Origin of the sequence: Streptomyces sp. MST-110588 (assembly GCF_022695595.1) — a bacterium.
Classification (GTDB): Bacteria; Actinomycetota; Actinomycetes; order Streptomycetales; family Streptomycetaceae; genus Streptomyces.
In genome coordinates this window covers 7,257,437-7,273,827 of record NZ_CP074380.1, presented here as the reverse complement: position 1 = coordinate 7,273,827, position 16,391 = coordinate 7,257,437, and the positions used below count along the sequence as shown (strand labels likewise).

The 16,391-nt window shown below is 71.9% G+C and carries 12 protein-coding genes and 3 pseudogenes; 8 read left to right on the top strand and 7 right to left on the bottom strand.

Features of this window, described 5'->3' with window-relative positions:
- Positions 1 to 279 (top strand): DUF6480 family protein, encoded by a 279-nt coding sequence (locus KGS77_RS31745; RefSeq protein WP_242586621.1) that lies wholly within the window; start codon positions 1 to 3, stop codon positions 277 to 279.
- Positions 280 to 343: 64 nt separating this feature from the next.
- On the opposite strand, the gene bla is transcribed toward KGS77_RS31745, so the two are convergent.
- Positions 344 to 1,321 carry a class A beta-lactamase gene (gene bla / locus KGS77_RS31740; RefSeq protein ID WP_242586619.1) on the bottom strand — a complete coding sequence of 326 codons (978 nt, stop codon included), beginning with the start codon at positions 1,319 to 1,321 and terminating at the stop codon, positions 344 to 346.
- Between the two features lie 142 nt (positions 1,322 to 1,463).
- Between bla and KGS77_RS31735 the strand changes: the two are divergent.
- The 3 genes and pseudogenes from KGS77_RS31735 to KGS77_RS31725 all read left to right on the top strand — a co-directional run bounded on the left by KGS77_RS31735 (position 1,464) and on the right by KGS77_RS31725 (position 4,385).
- Positions 1,464 to 2,410 (top strand): annotated as a pseudogene (locus KGS77_RS31735) (LysR family transcriptional regulator).
- Entirely contained in the window at positions 2,407 to 3,309 is a 903-nt protein-coding gene (locus tag KGS77_RS31730; protein WP_242586617.1) for a serine hydrolase, read from the top strand. The pseudogene KGS77_RS31735 and the gene KGS77_RS31730 overlap by 4 nt, the downstream one beginning before the upstream one ends.
- A 122-nt stretch (positions 3,310 to 3,431) precedes the next feature.
- Positions 3,432 to 4,385, top strand: coding sequence for an IS481 family transposase (locus tag KGS77_RS31725; RefSeq protein ID WP_242586616.1), 954 nt, complete (start codon positions 3,432 to 3,434; stop codon positions 4,383 to 4,385).
- Positions 4,386 to 4,414: 29 nt separating this feature from the next.
- On the opposite strand, the gene KGS77_RS31720 is transcribed toward KGS77_RS31725, so the two are convergent.
- The 5 genes and pseudogenes from KGS77_RS31720 to KGS77_RS31695 form a co-directional block, all read right to left on the bottom strand.
- Positions 4,415 to 4,675 (bottom strand): hypothetical protein, encoded by a 261-nt coding sequence (locus tag KGS77_RS31720; protein WP_242586614.1) that lies wholly within the window; start codon positions 4,673 to 4,675, stop codon positions 4,415 to 4,417.
- A gap of 7 nt (positions 4,676 to 4,682) precedes the next feature.
- Positions 4,683 to 4,941 (bottom strand): annotated as a pseudogene (locus KGS77_RS31715) (helix-turn-helix transcriptional regulator).
- A 159-nt stretch (positions 4,942 to 5,100) separates the two neighbouring features.
- Positions 5,101 to 6,192 (bottom strand): NAD-dependent epimerase/dehydratase family protein, encoded by a 1,092-nt coding sequence (locus KGS77_RS31710; RefSeq protein WP_242586612.1) that lies wholly within the window; start codon positions 6,190 to 6,192, stop codon positions 5,101 to 5,103.
- Positions 6,193 to 6,259: 67 nt separating this feature from the next.
- Positions 6,260 to 8,085 (bottom strand): annotated as a pseudogene (locus tag KGS77_RS31705) (transketolase).
- Between the two features lie 146 nt (positions 8,086 to 8,231).
- A complete protein-coding gene (locus KGS77_RS31695) occupies positions 8,232 to 9,602 on the bottom strand; it encodes an NAD(P)/FAD-dependent oxidoreductase (RefSeq protein WP_242587807.1) in 1,371 nt (456 codons plus the stop codon).
- Positions 9,603 to 9,952: 350 nt separating this feature from the next.
- On the opposite strand from KGS77_RS31695, the gene KGS77_RS31690 reads away from it, so the two are divergent.
- On the top strand, positions 9,953 to 11,221 hold the full coding sequence (locus tag KGS77_RS31690; RefSeq protein WP_242586609.1) for an aromatic acid exporter family protein: 1,269 nt from the start codon (positions 9,953 to 9,955) through the stop codon (positions 11,219 to 11,221).
- 7 nt (positions 11,222 to 11,228) lie between these two features.
- Here the strand turns inward: KGS77_RS31690 and KGS77_RS31685 are convergent, their stop codons facing one another.
- Entirely contained in the window at positions 11,229 to 12,245 is a 1,017-nt protein-coding gene (locus KGS77_RS31685) for an NADPH:quinone reductase (protein ID WP_242586608.1), read from the bottom strand.
- Between the two features lie 93 nt (positions 12,246 to 12,338).
- On the opposite strand from KGS77_RS31685, the gene KGS77_RS31680 reads away from it, so the two are divergent.
- From KGS77_RS31680 to KGS77_RS31670, 3 genes are read left to right on the top strand one after another with little or no spacing between them, the layout of a single operon-like run.
- Positions 12,339 to 13,409, top strand: a complete 1,071-nt coding sequence (locus KGS77_RS31680; RefSeq protein ID WP_242586606.1) for a gluconate 2-dehydrogenase subunit 3 family protein — start codon at positions 12,339 to 12,341, stop codon at positions 13,407 to 13,409.
- 9 nt (positions 13,410 to 13,418) lie between these two features.
- Entirely contained in the window at positions 13,419 to 15,227 is a 1,809-nt protein-coding gene (locus KGS77_RS31675) for a GMC family oxidoreductase (protein ID WP_242586604.1), read from the top strand.
- A gap of 24 nt (positions 15,228 to 15,251) precedes the next feature.
- Positions 15,252 to 16,382, top strand: a complete 1,131-nt coding sequence (locus KGS77_RS31670; protein ID WP_242586602.1) for a cupin domain-containing protein — start codon at positions 15,252 to 15,254, stop codon at positions 16,380 to 16,382.
- The last annotated feature ends 9 nt before the right edge of the window (positions 16,383 to 16,391 follow it).

Genomic DNA, 16,391 nt, shown 5'->3' with positions numbered 1-16,391 from the left:
GTGGCCGGCCCCGCGCAGAACCCCGACCCGAAGAACCCCGATCCGGCCAACCCGGATCCCAAGAACCCCGACCCGTCGCCCGGGACGACACCCGGCCTCGAAGGGGGCGGCGGCGTGCCGCCAGGTGAGACGCCGCCCGCCGAGAGCAGTATGTCCGGCGCCGGGCCGCGCGAGACCTACAACCCGGGGCGCGGCTGGTCCCGGGGCCCGCTCCTGCTCCTCGCGCTGGTCGTCGTGCTGTGCGCGATCTTCTTTCTCGCCCGCATCTGGGGCTGGTGACGGGGCGCCTGTCTCTCCGGCTTCCGGCGGGCGCCCGTCTTCGTGACGGGCGCCCGCCGCTCCGCTACTTCGACAGCGTGTCGGTGACCACGGTCGCCGCTTCGGCGATCAGTTTGTTGTCGTACGGGGCGTCCTTCTCGTTGCGGTGCGACATGATCGCCACGACGACGGGCGCGCGGTGCGGCGGCCACAGCACGGCGATGTCGTTGCGCGCGCCGTAGTAGGTGCCGGTCCCGGTCTTGTCGCCGACCACCCACCCCTTGGGCACACCGGCTCTGATCAGCTCGTCCCCGGTGGTGTTGGTCCGCAGCCACTTCGTGAGCTGGGCCCGTTCCCGCTTGCCGAGGACGTCCCCGAGCACGAATGCGCGGAGGTCTTTCGCGATCGCCCGCGCCGTGCTCGTGTCGCTGATGACCCCCGGCACCCAACTGCTCAGTTTTGGCTCGTAGCGCTCCATCACGGTGACGTCGTCACCGATCTCCGCCAGGACGGCGTCCAGGCCCCGGGGCCCGCCGAGCTGATCGAACAGCAGGTTGGCGGCGGTGTTGTCGCTGAACCGCACGGCGGCGTCACACAGCTCACCCAGGCTCATCCTCCCGGCCGCGACATGCTCCTTGGTGACGGGCGAGTTGTCGACCAGGTCGTCCTTGGAGTACGTGATCATCCGGTCCAGCCCGTTCAGCGAGTACTTCCGCAGGACGGCACCGGCTTCCAGGGCCTTGAACGTGGAGTTGTAGGCGAACCGTTCACCGTCCTTGTAGGCCACCTCGCGCCCCGTACCGGTGTCGATCGCGTACACCCCGAGCCGTGCGCCGTACTTGCGCTCCAGGTCCCGCAACGCGCGGGCGTACGGCTTGACGGCCGCGGCCGGTTCCGTCCTGGCGAGGGACGCCGCCGATGCCGACACCGACGTCGCCGAGGACGCCGACGAGGACGCCGAGGTGTCCTCCGTGTGACCCTGCGCGCCACAGGCTGCCGACGGGACGAGGGCGAGCGTGGCGAGCGTACCGACGACGGCACGCCGGAAACGGTATTGCTGCATGGTCCGAACCTCCCGGGGCGCCCTGCGGGCAGGGCGCGTCGAGGGATGGAACGCGAAGGCTCCACCCCGGTGTGCGGCTGGCTGTCGGGAACACCCTCGCCCTCGGGTGACCATGCGGTCCAATACGGTTGTGCGCCGTTCCATGCCGAACTGGCATAGAGTGCGGGCCGTGGATCTCGTGGGAGCGTGTCGCGCGTTCGTCAGCGTCAGCGAGTACGGCAGCTTCACCGTCGGAGCAGCCGCCGCCGGGATGTCCCAGTCGGTGGCCAGCCGTCGCGTCGCCGCCCTGGAAGAACGTTTCGGTGAGCAGTTGTTCGAGCGCACATCGCGCCGGGCCGTACTCACCCCTTCGGCCGGGACATGCTGCCGGCGGCCAGAGGACTGGCACAGGCGGCCGAGGTGCTGCTGGACGAGGCGGCAGCCGCCAAGCGCAAGCCGTGGCGGCTCGCGGTGCCGGGCATCTGCTCCACGGCCTCCCTCGCCCGTCTCGTCGCCGAGGCCCGAGGGCACGGCGTCACCCTCGACCTCCGCGTCGCACCACCGGCACGGCGCAGGGAACTGGTCCACGCCCAGCAGGTACGGGCCGCGCTGCTCGCGGTGCCCGCGGACGAGGCGGCGTGGTCCGTACCGCTCGGGCTCGCCGGCGTCCGGGACCCCGGAGTCAGGCGCGTCTACCTCGAAACGCTGCGGCTGGGCCGGGCCGGCCGCGGCCCGGCCCGCCGGGTCTGGATCCAGCCGGAGGACGACGTGCCGCACATCCGTGACCCGCTGACCAGGCTGCGCGACGCGGTGGGGCTGCGGCCCGCACAGCTCGTCACCGCACCCGACCTGACGAGCGCCGCGGCCGACGTCCTGAGCACCGACGACCTGTTGCTGTGCTCCCCCGCCCAGGCCGCGGAACTGGCCCTGAACTGGCGGCCCCTGGGCGAGGTCACCATCGGCCGGGGGTTCGCCCTGGCCGCCGCCGCGGACGGCAACCCCCGGCTCATCCAGGCGCGCCTGGGCGACGCCATAGCCCGCTGCCTCGGCGCGGACACCGGGCCCACCACAGACGGAAGGGCGCACACCACAGGAGGAACGGCGGCGTGAACACCGAGGCACTGCTGCGCGAGATGCGCCGCCAACTGCACGACGGCGGCCTGCACGGCACTCTGCTCGTACGGAACCTGCACACGGGGGAGGAGCTGGGCATCGAGCCGGACACCGAGCTGCCCACCGCCTCCCTGGTCAAGGTCCCGCTCGCGCTGGCGACCCTGGAGCGCATCCGGCGCGGCGAACTCCACGGCGCGATGATGCTGGACGTACCGCCCGGACGGATCACCACACCCGGCCCCACCGGGCTGAGCCGTTTCCGCCACCCCGTCCGGATCGCGGTCGAGGACCTGCTCTACCTGAGCACCTGTCTGAGCGACGGAACGGCCGCCGACGCCCTGTTCGACCTGACCCCGCCCGACCAGGTCACCGCCATCCTCCGCGAGTTCGGCCTGGGCGGCATCACCGTACGGCACACGATGCGCGAACTGTCCGACACGCCCGTGGAACGCTTCGATCCCGCCGAGGCCCACCTCGCCTACGCCCTGGCCATCGACGCCGGCACCGGCGGACGCGGGCACCGGGTGCCCCAGCTCGACACCACCCGCGCCAACACCGGCAGCGCACGCGCCTACGCCGGGCTGCTCCAGGCCCTGTGGAGACCCTCGGCGATCGACCCCGAAGTGGCCGGGCGGGTACGCGACCTCATGGCCAACAACGTGCTGCGGCACCGCCTCGCCCCGGACTTCAGCTCCGACGCCACCACCTGGTCCTCCAAGACCGGCACGCTCTTGAACCTCCGCCACGAGATCGGTGTCGTCGAGCACTCCGACGGAATGGCCTTCGCCATAGCCGTTCTGACCGAGTCCCTCGTCCCGGCCGGCACCCAGCCCGGTGCCGACGCCCTGATGTCCCAGGTCGCCCGCACCCTGCGGGACCATCTGCGGCAGCTCTAGTTGTTCTGTTCCGGGAGGTTGTGGACGGTGACAGGGCTCACGGCTGATCGATCTTGAAATGGGTGAGGGCCTTCTGGCCTGGTGTGGATTGCGACATCTGCACCAGCAACAGAAAGGCCCTCGTGCCCCACCGTAATGCACCCCTGACCGAGACAGGCCGCCTGCGTCTGGCTCGCTGCGTGGTCGAGGACAACTGGCCCCTCAGGCGCGCCGCGGAACGCTTCCAGGTCTCGCCGACGACAGCCCAGCGGTGGGCTGAGCGCTACCGGCGGTTCGGTGAGGCCGGGATGTGCGACCGCTCCTCCCGCCCGCGCACAAGCCCGCGCCGCACCCCCACCCGCACCGAGCGCCGCATCATCAAGGTTCGTGTCCTGCGCCGCTGGGGACCAGCCCGCATCGCGGGCCTGCTGCGGCTGGTGCCCTCGACCGTGCACCGCGTGCTGACTCGCTACGGCCTGGCCCGCCTCGCGCATCTGGACCGGGCAACCGGCCCTGTCATACGCCGCTACGAACGCCAACGGCCAGGCGAACTGGTCCACGTCGACATCAAGAAACTCGGCAACATCCCCGACGGCGGCGGACACAAGGTCCTGGGCCGGCAGACAGGCCGAAAGACCCGCTCGAACGTCGGCTACAGCTACTTGCACACCGCCGTCGACGACCACTCCCGCCTGGCCTACAGCGAGATCCACACCGACGAGAAGAAGGAAACAGCCACCAGCTTCTGGAAGCGGGCCCACGCTTTCTTCGCCGAGTGCGGCATCACCGTCGAGCGGGTGCTGACCGACAACGGCGCCTGCTACCGCTCACACGACTGGCAAGACGAGCTGGCCCGGGCCGGGATCACGCACAAACGCACCCGGCCCTACCGGCCCCAGACCAATGGCAAGGTCGAACGCTTCAACCGCACGCTGCTGGACGAGTGGGCCTACGCCCGCCCCTACCGCTCGGAGCAGGAACGACGCGACGCCTTCCCCGGCTGGCTCCACACCTACAATCACCACCGCGGCCACACCGCGCTGCAAGGGAAACCACCCGCCAGCCGCGTCCCCAACCTCACGGGCCAGTACATCTAGTTCTGCCGCACATTGGGGGCCGTGCGTGGTCATGCCGAGGGACCGGTGGCGTCCGGTCGCCGGTGACCGCGGTCGATCTCGTTGCCGTCCTCATCGGTCACATGGCTGTGCACGCCGTTGGCGTGCACCGTCGCCGAACCCGGCCGGTAGTCGGCCTCGAAGGGCTCGTTACCACGTGTCGTCCCGGACCAGGGACCGTCACCGCCCACCGAACCGACCGTCCAGACCACGAAGGTCTCGCCGGGAACCAGCCAGTGGTCGCTCCCGTACGGCTCCAGGAACAGCTCCAACAGCTCCTCACCGCCGTTCCTGATCCGCAGGCGAGTCCACCGCGTTGTCCTCCGCGTCGCCGTCGGGCACCCGGCGCAGTACGTCGCCGGGCCGGCAGTCCAGGGCGCGGCAGATGGCGTCGAGGGCAGTGAACCGTACGGCCTTGGCGCGGCCGTTCTTCAGTACGGCGATGTGGGGCGGGCGTGATGCCGACGGCCTCGGCGAACTCGCCGACCGACGTTCCGCGTGCGGCGAGCCGACGGTCGAGTCGGACGACGATCGCCATCAGTTCACCCCGGCGATCTCGGTCCGCAGCTCCGTCGCCTTGCGCAGGAGACCGCGCAGGACGACGACCAGCATCGTGAACGCTCCTCCCACTCCGGCGCCCGCGGTCGCGGCGGCCAGGGCGCCGAGGACCTCCGTGCCGTCGTCGACCAGCCGGTTCTTACGGTCGTACGCCGGCTCCCGTGGCCAGTTCGTGGGCGCGTCCGCCGCGGACCCTGGCCGCCAGCGGCGGGGTGTGCATGCCGCTCCCCCGGCGCAGGCCCCGCAGGAACTCCCGCAGGGCGTCGACGGCCGTGTGTTCGGGGTGCCAGTCCAGTTCGGCGTGGGCGCGGGCGCAGTCCATCAGCGGCAGGGTCAGCGCCGCGCCGAGCAGATGTGGTGAGGCGGGGACCAGGCGCAGGCCCCACGCGGCCGACACGGCGGCGCGGGCCGCCCGGCGCGGGAGGCGGACCGTACGCGCGTGGAGGATCCCGGCGAGCAGTTCGGCGTCCACCGGCGGCCCGGCGGCGAGGTTGAAGGCGCCGCGGACGTCGCGGTGGACGGCACGGCGGAAGGCGTCGGCCGCGTCGTCGGTGTGCAGGACCTGGAAGCGCAGTCCCGGGATGTCGGGCACGAAGGGCAGCAGCCCGGGACGGACGAGCCGGCCGGGGACCAGCGGGCCGGCGAACAGGCGGCGCTGTTCGGATGCCGCCGCCTCCTTGAAGAGGAAGCCGGGCCGCATCCGTACCACGCGCATGCCGGTGTGGGTGCGCTCGAAGTCGTCCAGGACACGTTCGAGGTAGGACTTCTCGCGGCAGTACGCGGCCTCCGGCCAGCCGTGGGTGGGCCAGGACTCGTCCACGGCGCGGTCCTTGGGGCCGGGCGAGTACGCGCCGACCGAGGAGGCGTGGATCAGGGCGGGCACCTCGGCCTCGGCGGCGGCCCGGAAGACGGCGATGCCGCCCAGGACGTTGGTGCTCCAGGTGACCGCGGGATTGTGCGTGGGCTGGAAGAGCCAGGCCAGGTTGATGACGGCGTCCGCCCCGGCGAAGCGTCCGCCCAGCGTGGCCCGGCCGCTCTCCTGCCCGATGTCGGCGCTCGCCCATTCGGCCTTGGGCGGCGTCCAGTCGGGGACGCGGCGGGCGATGCCGAGCACCGAGGCGACGTCGGGGTCCTCGGCGAGGGCCTGTACCACGCTGGTGCCGACGTTGCCGGTCGCGCCGACGACCACGACCCGCTTGCCGCCGCCCGCCTGTTTCGTGTTCTTCGCCATGGGCCCGCTCCTTTCGTCGCCCCCGGTTCCGGTGCCGTGCCGTGGTTCCGATGCCGTGCGCCCGCTGTCAGGCGGTGGTGGCGAGCATGCCGCGCGCCGTGGCGGCGATGGTCTGGGCGTCGATGCCCGCGCCCCGCAACTGCTCGGCCGGTGTGGCCGACCCCGGCATGGTGCGTACGGCCAGCCGGGCCAGGCACGGCACGGGACGGCCGTCGGTGAAGGCGTCCAGCACCGCGTCACCCAGGCCGCCTTCGGGGTGGTGGTCCTCCACGGTGATGATCCGGCCGGTGACCTCGGCGGCCTCCCGCAGGGCCGGGATGTCCACCGGCTTGAGCGAGTACAGGTCGATGACCCGGGCCGGCACGCCCTCCGCCGCCAGGGCGTCCGCGGCGGCCAGCGCCTCGTGGACGGTCACCCCCGCGCCCACGATGGTGATCTGGTCCCCTTCGGTGGCGCGCAGGGTCTTGCTGCCGCCGATCGGGAAGTTCTCCGACGGGTCGTAGATGACCGGCAGACCGCCGCGCGAGGTGCGCAGATAGCGGATGCCCTCGGCGTCGGCCATGGCGGCGACCAGATGGGCGGCCTGGTTGGCGTCGCACGGGTAGAGCACCGTGCTGCCGTGCACCGCCCGGAAGGCGGCCAGGTCCTCCAGGCCCATCTGGGAGGGCCCGTCCTCGCCGATGGCCACGCCCGCGTGCGAGCCGACGAGGTTGATGTCGGCGCGGCTGACGGCGGCCATGCGGACGAAGTCGTACGCGCGGCTGAAGAAGGCGGCGAACGTCGAGGCGTACGGCAGCCAGCCGCGTACCTGCATGCCGACCGCCGCGGCCACCATCTGCTGTTCGGCGATGTAGCACTCGAAGAACCGGTCCGGGTGCTCGTCGGCGAAGACCTTGGTCCGGGTGGAGTCGCCGACCTCGCCGTCCAGGGCGACCACGTCGCCGCGCGCGGTGCCCAGTGCGGCCAGCGCCTCGCCGAAGGCGTTGCGGGTGGCGACCTCCTCGCCGATCTCGTAGCGCGGCAGTGCCGGGTCCCCGCCGCCGGGCCACACCTGCCGTTCGGTGTCCAGCGGCGGATGCACCTTGATCTGGAGGTCGCGTACGCCGCCGAGTTCCGCGACGGCCGCCGCGGCGTCGGGCAGCGGCTTGCCGTGCTTGCCCTCCTGGTCCTCCACGGCGGCGACCCCCCGGCCCTTGCGGGTACGGGCGAGGATCGCGGTGGGCCGGCCGACGGTGGACCGGGCCTCGCCGTAGGCGCGGTCGACCGCCTGTGTGTCGTGCCCGTCGATCTCGATGGTGTGCCAGCCGAAGGCCCGTATGCGGCGTGTGTAGGCGTCCAGGTCCCAGCCGTGGCGGGTGGGACCGCGCTGGCCCAGGCGGTTGACGTCGATGACGGCGGTGAGGTTGTCCAGGTGTTCGAACCCGGCGTGCTCGAACGCCTCCCACATCGAGCCCTCGGCCATCTCGCTGTCCCCGCACAGCACCCAGACGTGGTAGGGCACATGGTCCAGGTCGCGTCCCGCCAGGGCCACCCCGACGCCGATCGGCAGCCCCTGGCCCAGCGAGCCGGTGGCGACGTCCACCCAGGGGATCCGGGGGTGGGGTGCCCCTCCAGGATGCTGCCGCGCTTGCGGAAGGTGAGCAGTTGCTCGTCGGTGAGCGCGCCGGCGGCCTTGCCCAGCGCGTACACCAGCGGTGAGGCGTGCCCCTTGGAGAAGATCAGATGGTCGTTGCCGGGGTGTTCGGGCCAGGTGAAGTCGTAGCGCAGATGCCCGGCGAGCAGCACGGCGGCCAGTTCGGCGGCGGACATCGAGGAGGTGGGGTGGCCGGAGCCGGCGGCGTCCGCGGCCCGTACGGAGTCCACGCGGAGCTGCTGGGCCAGCTCCCGCAGCATGGCGTGCCGGCCGCGGTCGCCGGCGCTGATGGTGTCGGGTCCGACGGCCTCGGGTCCGGTGGCGGCGGACCCGGCGGCCCGGGATCCGGTGGCGGCGGGGCGCGGCTCGCCGCCGGCGCCGGTGTCGTCGTAAGGGTGCTCGGTGGTCATGCGGTTCCTCCGGGTCCGTGGGATTCCCCGGTCTGCGGCCGGCCGTTCCCCTGGCCGGAGCCGTCCTCGCGGCCGGGCCCCGCGGGCACCCGGGCCAGTTCGGGGGTGGCCGCGTCCAGCGGGACCGATCCGGAGCGGACCAGCCCCAGTTGGACGCCCTGGCGCGGCAGCAGCGCCTCCAGCGTCCAGTCGGCGGCGACCCGTACGCGGTTGCCGGGCATCGCCATGAGGTGGTAGCCGCGGGTGACGAGGTTGGCGAACGGGCCGGACAGTGGCAGGTGCAGGGGGTTGGCGGCGGCCTGGATGCCGCCGAGGTCGACCATGAAGCCCAGGTCGTTGTGCTTGTACGGACGTATCTCGCCCTTCCCGTAGGAGGCGGCGATGTTGTGGGCGGCGACCCTGCCCTGGCGCTGGGCGTGCTGGGCCGTCATCGGCGTGAACTCACCCGGCCGGGTCAGGTCGGGTACGGCCGCCGCGTCACCGCAGGCCAGCACCTCCGGGTGGCCGGGCACCCGCAGATATTTGTCGACACACAGCCGGCCGCGCTCGATGGGCAGGCCCAGCGAGGCGACGAGCGGATCCGGACGCACCCCCACGCACCAGATCAGCGAGCGGGTGGCCACGAACGACCCGTCGTCCAGCAGCACCCCGTCGGAGGTGGCCTCCTTGACGGAGGTGCCGGTGCGGACGTCCACGCCGCGCCTGCTCAGCACCTGGTGGGCGGCGCGGGAGAGCCGGGGGTCCAGTTCGGGCAGGATCCGGTCGGCGAGGTCCAGCAGCATCCAGCGCGGCTTGCCCGCGCCGCGCAGGCCGGCGTTCTGGCGGGCCAGCGCATCGGTGAACAGCACGCCGTGCGCGGTCACTTCCGTGCCGGTGTAGCCGGCGCCGACCACGACGAAGGTGGTACGGGCGGCGCGCTCGGCGTCGTCCTCGGTGCTGCCCGCCAGCTCGATCTGCCGGGTGACGTGGTCGCGCAGGTAGAGGGCCTCGGGCATGCCGCGGAAGCCGTGGGCGTGCTCGGCGACGCCCGGGACGGGCAGGAGTTTGTTGACGCTGCCGACGGTCAGCACCAGCCGGTCGTAGCCGAGCGTGCCGGTGCGCCCTTCGGGGTCGGTGTAGGTCAGCCGCCGCTCGTCCAGGTCGACGTCCCCCACCTCCCCCAGGACCAGCCGGACGTGCGGCAGGGTTCCGGTCAGTGAGACGGAGACCCGGCGCGGCTCCAGGACCCCGGCGGCGACCTCGGGCAGCAGCGGCAGGTACAGGAAGTAGTCGTGCGGGTTGACCAGCACAATCTCCGCGGCGCCGCGTGCTGTGCGGGAGAGTGTGCGCGCGCACTGGTAGCCGGCGAAGCCGGCCCCGACGATCACGATGCGGGGGCGTTTGGCGGAGGGCGTTCGGGTCGCGCGGGTCACAGGGCCTCCAAGTCCTCAGTCCTTGTGCTGCCGGGCCGTGCTCATGGGTGCTGTGCTCGTAAAGCTGTGGTCATAGGTGCTGTGGTCGTAAACGCCGTGCTCAGGTGCCGTGCTCATGGTGCTGCCGGGGCGCGGCGCCGCAGGTCCGCGTCCGGAGTGGTCCGGGTGCCCGGAAACCCGCCCGGTATGTCGCACGTCTGGGAACGCGCTGCTCTGGTACCCGTGTGGCGCCCGGGGAAATGGACCCGTGGGAACCACCCGCCGTACGCACGGAAGTAGCACGACCACCGAGCACCGGAGCATGCATGATCGCAAAACAGCAGGTCACCGACGCGGTACGCCAGGAGAGCAGCGCCGTCCTACGGTCCGTACGGCAGGCGTGGTCCGGCCCCGGCCGGGAACGCGACCTGGTCGTCCAGTCCCTCAAGGCGGCGCTGGCCGCTGCCGCCGCCTGGGCGCTCGCCCAGTGGCTGCTGCCCGACACCCTCGCCCTGATGGCGCCCTGGGTGGCCGTGGTGCTCGTCCAGTCCACCGTCTACCGCTCGGTCGCCCAGGGGCTCCAGCAGACCTTCGCCATCGCCTTCGGCACCATGCTCGCCACCGCCGTGAGCCTGCTGCTGCACAGCACGGCGGCGGCGATGGCCGTGGTGCTGCCCGTGACGCTGCTGGTCGGCAACTGGCCGCGCCTGGGCGACCAGGGGATCTACAGCGCGACCTCGGCGCTGTTCACCCTGGTCGGCGGGCCGGTGTCGGTGTCCGTGGCGACCGACCGGGTGCTGGCCGCGCTGATCGGTGCGGCCCTGGGCATCGGCGTCAACGCCCTGGTACGGCCGCCGGCCCACCTGCGCAGCACCCGTCAGGCGGTACGGGAGGTGATCGCCGAGTGCGTGGGCATCCTGGAGGCCGTGGCGGACGGCCTGACCGAGCCGTGGACCAACCGGCAGACGCTGGGCTGGTGGGACCGGGCCCGGCGGCTGCCGCGGCTGCTGCGCCGGGTGCGCTCCGCCGTCGACTGGAGCAAGGAGAGCGCCCGGCTGAACCCGGACCGCCGGTGGCGTACCGAACTGGTGCGGGCGCAGTCGGAGTTCGAGGGGCTGCTGTCCACCCTGGAGGAGGTGGCGGAGCAGATCCAGGGGCTGACCCGTACGCTCCTGGACGCGTCCGAGGACGCCGGCTCCCACGACGGGGGCGGTCCGGGCTCCGGTTCCCCTGCCGCTGCCGGCTCGGACGCCGGCACCGGCACCGCAACCAGCACCGAAACCGACGCCGCCAGCGACAGCGACGCCGACTGCATCGGCCCGATCACCAAGCCGGACGCGGAGACCACCGAGTCCTACGCCGCGTTCCTGCGTCAGGTCGCCGCCGCGACCGACACCTACGGGCGCAGCATGACCGGCCCGGACCGGGACGCCGCACGCGAGGAGCTGTCCCGGGCGCTGCGGCACGCCCAGGACACCCACGAGTCGCTCCAGAAGCGACTGGCCGCCCAGACACCCGACGATCCGGGGGCCATCGCGCTGTTCGGGTCCCTGCTGGCACATGCCCGCAGGCTGCTGCGCCGGCTCGGCTCCTGACCAGCCGTCAAGCGGACAGCTCCTGACCGGCCTGCCGGCCGTCGGGCAGCGCGAGCAGGACCCGCCCCGGCTTCTGTGGCCGCTCCACCGCCTCGTGGGCGGCGGCGATGTCCGTGAGCGGGAAGACCCCGGCGATCGGGTAGCGCAGGTCGCCGGCGGCGGCAGCGGCGGTCACCTCCGCGATGCCGGCGGCCACCGCCTTGGGCGGGAAGTCGTCGTACCCCAGCAGCCGCACCGTGGCGTTCTTGAACGCCAGCGGCCAGAAGGGCAGGGCGGGTTCGGGGTCGCCGGTGGCGTAGGTGACGACCGCGCCGCCGGGGGCCAGCAGGTCGGCGTCGGCGTGGACGTTGGCGTCCAGGGCGACCTCGATCACCCGGTCCGCGCCGCGCCCGCCGGTCAGTTCCAGGACCGCCGCGGCCAGGTGCGGGCCCGTCCGCAGGGCGTGGTCGGCGCCGCCCTCGCGTACCGCGTCGAGCTGATCGGCGCGGGTGACGGTGCCGATCACCCGCGCCCCGCCCCGGCGGGCCAGGGCCGAAGCCGCCCGGCCCACGCTGCCCGCGGCGCCCGCGACCAGCACCGTGGTGCCTGCCACCGGCCCGTCCGCGAAGACCGCGCGGTGGGCGGTGAGCCCGGGGATGCCCAGGCAGGCGCCCTGCTCGGCCGGCACCTCCTGCGGCAGCGCGCCGACGTGACGCACGGGCACGACTGTGTACTGGGCCGCGGTCCCGTACGGCCGGTAGCTCTGGGCGTAGGAGCACCACACCCGCCGCCCCAGCCAGGAGCGCGGCACCCCTTCGCCGGCCGCGTCCACCACTCCCGCCCCGTCGTTGTGCGGCACGATCCGCGGGTGGGCCATCGCGCCCGCGCCCAGCCACACCTGCCGCTTCTTGACGTCCCCGGTGTTGATCCCGGAGAACTCCACCCTGATGCGCACTTCCCCCGGCCCGGGCACGGGAGTTTCCATCTCCCCCACCCGCAGCACCTCTCGGGCCCGGCCTCTGTTCTCATACCAAGCGGCGCGCATGTCCCGCACGATACGGCCTTGGCCGGTGGCGTGGACAACCCCCGGTCGCCGCAATACTTTCAATGGCACTCCAGACCTCTCGGGGGTGCCGCGGTGAAGATCGAGGTCATCGAGAAAGACGATCAGTACGTTCTGAATCACTGCACGAAATATCTCGCCCGGGACAGCGCCGACCCGCGTCACGACTTCGGCCAGTACCCGCCCGGGGACGCCCGCGCGGCAATCTGCGAGGCCTGGCGGTTCCCGGTGGTCGACGCCCACTGGGACGGGGTGTCGGCCGCGAGTTCCTATCCGTACAACGACGTGACGTTCGTCCACGACGGGCGGCGGCGGACCCCCTCCTCGGTGTCCGTGCTGGGCACCTTCGGCCCGCTGCACTCCCCCGTGCCGCTGCGCCCGCTGGTCTTCGCGGGGGAGCCGACCGGTTTCTACGCCGCGACCGTGCGCGTGCCCAAGGGGCAGGTGCACACCTACAAGTTCGCGGTGGACGGCACCTTCGGCCTGGACCCCGTCAATCCGCAGCGCACCGTCCTGGACAACGGCGAGACCTGGTCCCGCTTCTTCACCGACGGCTGCGCGGTACCGCTGACCTTCAGCCGGGCCGAGCGTGATCTGCTGGGCCGGCTGGTGCGCCATCTGCTGCCGTTCCGGCTGGAGGAGAACCGGCGGTTCCTGCGCGGCGTGTACGAGTCCTTGGACCGGGCGAGCCGCGAGGAGGAATTCCCGCTCGCCTATCAACTGGACGACGAGGTCGGCACGGTCAACTACATCGACAAGCTCGTGGCCCGCCAGGAACAGCACAACGCCGACGACTACCACATCTGCCTCAAAATCATCGGGGAAATACTGCGGTACCGCTTCGGCAGTCTCGACCCGGCGTCCGCGCCCCCCGAAATGTACGCGGATCTTTACGCGCAGATGGAGACCGAAAAGGTCGACGGCTGGGACTACTCCCGTTACGGAAGCCCGCGTTTCTTCCTGTTGCTGCTGAGGCGGCACGCGATGACCGGCGCGTTCGTCCACCCCAAGTACGGCGGGAATTCCGGGGCGGCGGGCTGGATGTACCTGGAGAGCCGCTTCAGGGACGCCGGGGACCGCACCCTCTTCGACTGGCGGCGGGCGCTGGAGTCGCCGCTGGGCCACAACACCGACTACCGCGGCTGAGGGGGAGAGATGGCCTCCGAGGAGAGTGCCCCGATCGTCGTCATCGGCAGCGGCGCGGGCGGCGCACCGCTCACCCACACGCTCGTCAAGGCCGGCCACCGCGTGGTGATGCTGGAGAAGGGCCCGCTGCTGCGCACCCAGGCGCAGAGTCCCACGGGGCTCTCGGACTTCAAGCGCGACGAGTCCTTCGCCACCGGCTCGGAGAAGCGGATCACCGTCCAGGGCGTGGCCAACACCGGTGAGCCGTACTACTCCAGTCATGTCGAGCCGGACCTGAACGACGAGCCGCACGTCTACCGCGACAGCGACGGACAGGACCGGGTCACCATCGAGGGCTACACCGCCCAGGTGGTGGGCGGCGGCACCCAGTTGTACGGCGGGGTCTCGCCCCGCTTCACACCGGAGGACCTGCGGCTGGCCACCCTCAACGCCTCGCGTACGGACCTGCGTGACGACCCGGGCGGCGAGGTGCGCCGTGAGGCCCGCGACTGGCCGCTGGAGTACGCCGTGCTGGAGCCGTACTACAGCCGGGCCGAGCGCCTGGTCGGCATCAACGGGACCTGGGAGGGGCAGGCGAAGGTGCCCTCCGAGGACCACTACCAGCCGCCGCTGGAGCCCAACGCCATCAGCGCGTACGCGGCGGCCGGCATGGACGCGCTGGGCATGCGCCGCTACCGCACCCCGCTGGCCGTGATCACCCGCGACCACGCCCCCAGCGGCCGTACGGTCCCCGCCGACACCGACAGCATCAAGACGGCGTTCGTCAACCGCTACGGCGACCCGCTGGGGCTGAAGTCAAACACCTGGGTCTCGCTGCTGGCTCCGCTGCTCACCGACGGGACGGGCGGGCTGGACCTGCGGGCCAACTGCACCGTGACGCATCTGGAGGCGGACGGCCCGCGGGTGACCCGGGTGCACTACCGGGACCCGGGCGGCCGGGCCCGTACGATCGCCGCGGGCACCGTGGTCGTGGCGTGCTCGGCGATCGAGTCGGTGCGGCTGCTGAAGCTGTCCGCCGCGCTGGACGCGGCCTTCGACCAGCGGATCAACGCGGGCGGCCTGCTGGGGAGTTACTTCCTGACGCACTGCTTCGGCGGGGCGCAGTGCATCGTGCCCACCCGCGCGGACAAGTCCAAGACGCTGGACTCGGACTGGGCCACCGACCACTGCGCGCGCCCGGAGTGGTTCCGCGCGCAGGGCCTGTGGGCGGGCGGGGTGATCTACAACAACACCTCCGACGGCGCGCTGCCCATCTCCCTGGCCCGCACCTGGCACGCCATGGACATGGACAACATGTGGAAGGGCTACCTCTACGACACCGGCCTGGTGGGCGACGGCTTCGAGGACTACCTGGAGGACAGTTTCGGCCGCCGGCTGTCGGTTGCGTTCATGGCCAACCAGGTGCCGCAGCGTTCCAACCGCATCGAGCTGCACCCCACCGTCAAGGACAAGTGGGGCCGCCCGGTCGCGTACATCATCAAGACCTGGCACCCGCACGACCGGGCCCTGATGGACACCCTCGCCGAGCAGTGCCGGCAGATCCTGGTGCACGGCGGGGACGTGCGCGACGTCAGCTCGGGGTCGGTCGGAGGCTCGGTGGTACGGATCGCCAACCACGTCCTGGGCGGCGCCCGGTTCGGGTCGCAGCCGGGCGACTCCGTCCTGGACCCGGACTGCCGGGCCTGGAACTTCGACAATCTCTACGTCACCGACGGCGCGTTCATGCCGACCTCCGGCAGCGCCAACCCGACGCTGACCATCGAGGCCAATTCCTTCCGCGTCGGCGACGTGCTGCTCGGCCGGCTCCAGAAGCCGTGAGGACGCCGCCCAGGAGGCCGTGACATGGACAGCCGTTTCGACCAGATCTACACCCACCCCGAGAACGAGATCTTCCGCGTCGTCTTCTACCCCGACCGCATCTACCATGCCCGCTACCTCAACGCCACCCGCTCCTCCCGCTACCGCTACTACGTCTCGGAGGTACGCGGCTCCGCGGACGGCACCGCCATCAAGGGCGACGTCTTCCTGGCCGGCAGCAAGCTCTGCCCCATGCTGCGCATCGAGTACTCCGGCATCCGGCTGGTGGAGCAGGCGCGGGAGTTCGGGCGGCGGCTGGGGCCCCGTACGAAGGCGTGGCTGAAGGTCACCGGGGAGGACCCGGCGCAGTCCGCCGAGGCGATCGTCACCCTGCACTGGGACCCGGTGATCGGCGCGTACGCGGCCGAGATCTGGCAGACCCTGGAGCCGCCGGACGGCACCACCCACGACCACCGTGTGCTGCCCCTGATGGGGCGGGACGCGCCGATCACGCGGGTGCCGCAGCTCTCCCCGCTGCTGGGGTCGGTGACCGAGGTGGCGATGGCCTTCCGCGAGGACGGCGTCCTTTACCCGACGGGGCAGAAGCTGGGCAACCCGCAGTGGGACAACGCCTATCTGCGCTCGCACCAGGAACCGCGTACGCCGGAACCCAGCTCACCGCAGAACACCGTCGCCGACAGCAACTACCTGCTGGACTTCCAGCGCGGCTTCTTCATCCCCGACGCCTCGGCGCTGGCGCCCGTCAACTACCGCAACGCCATGAGCGACGAGGGCAACCCGGAGCGCCGGGAGGACAACATCGTCCAGATGCGCTGGCTCTTCCAGCGGGAGCTCGGCAGCGACCTGGTCTTCTTCCACGAGGTGACGGTCCCGCCGGGCGCGGTGGAGGGCACCCACCGGCACATCGGCTCCGAGGAGCTGTACTACGTCGTCTCGGGCACCGGCATCGCGTACATGAGCGACGGGGACGACCCGACCACCGCGAACTATCCGCTGGTGGAGCGGCCGGTCTTCGGTGTCGGGCCGGTCAAGTGCCGTGAGCTGCCGGTCAAGCCGGGCAGCGTCATCTACACCAAGAGCGGCGGGGTGCACGGCATCCGCAACCCGAACGACGCGCCCCTGAAGTTCGTCGCGTTCCTGTACCACACGACCTGACACCCACCG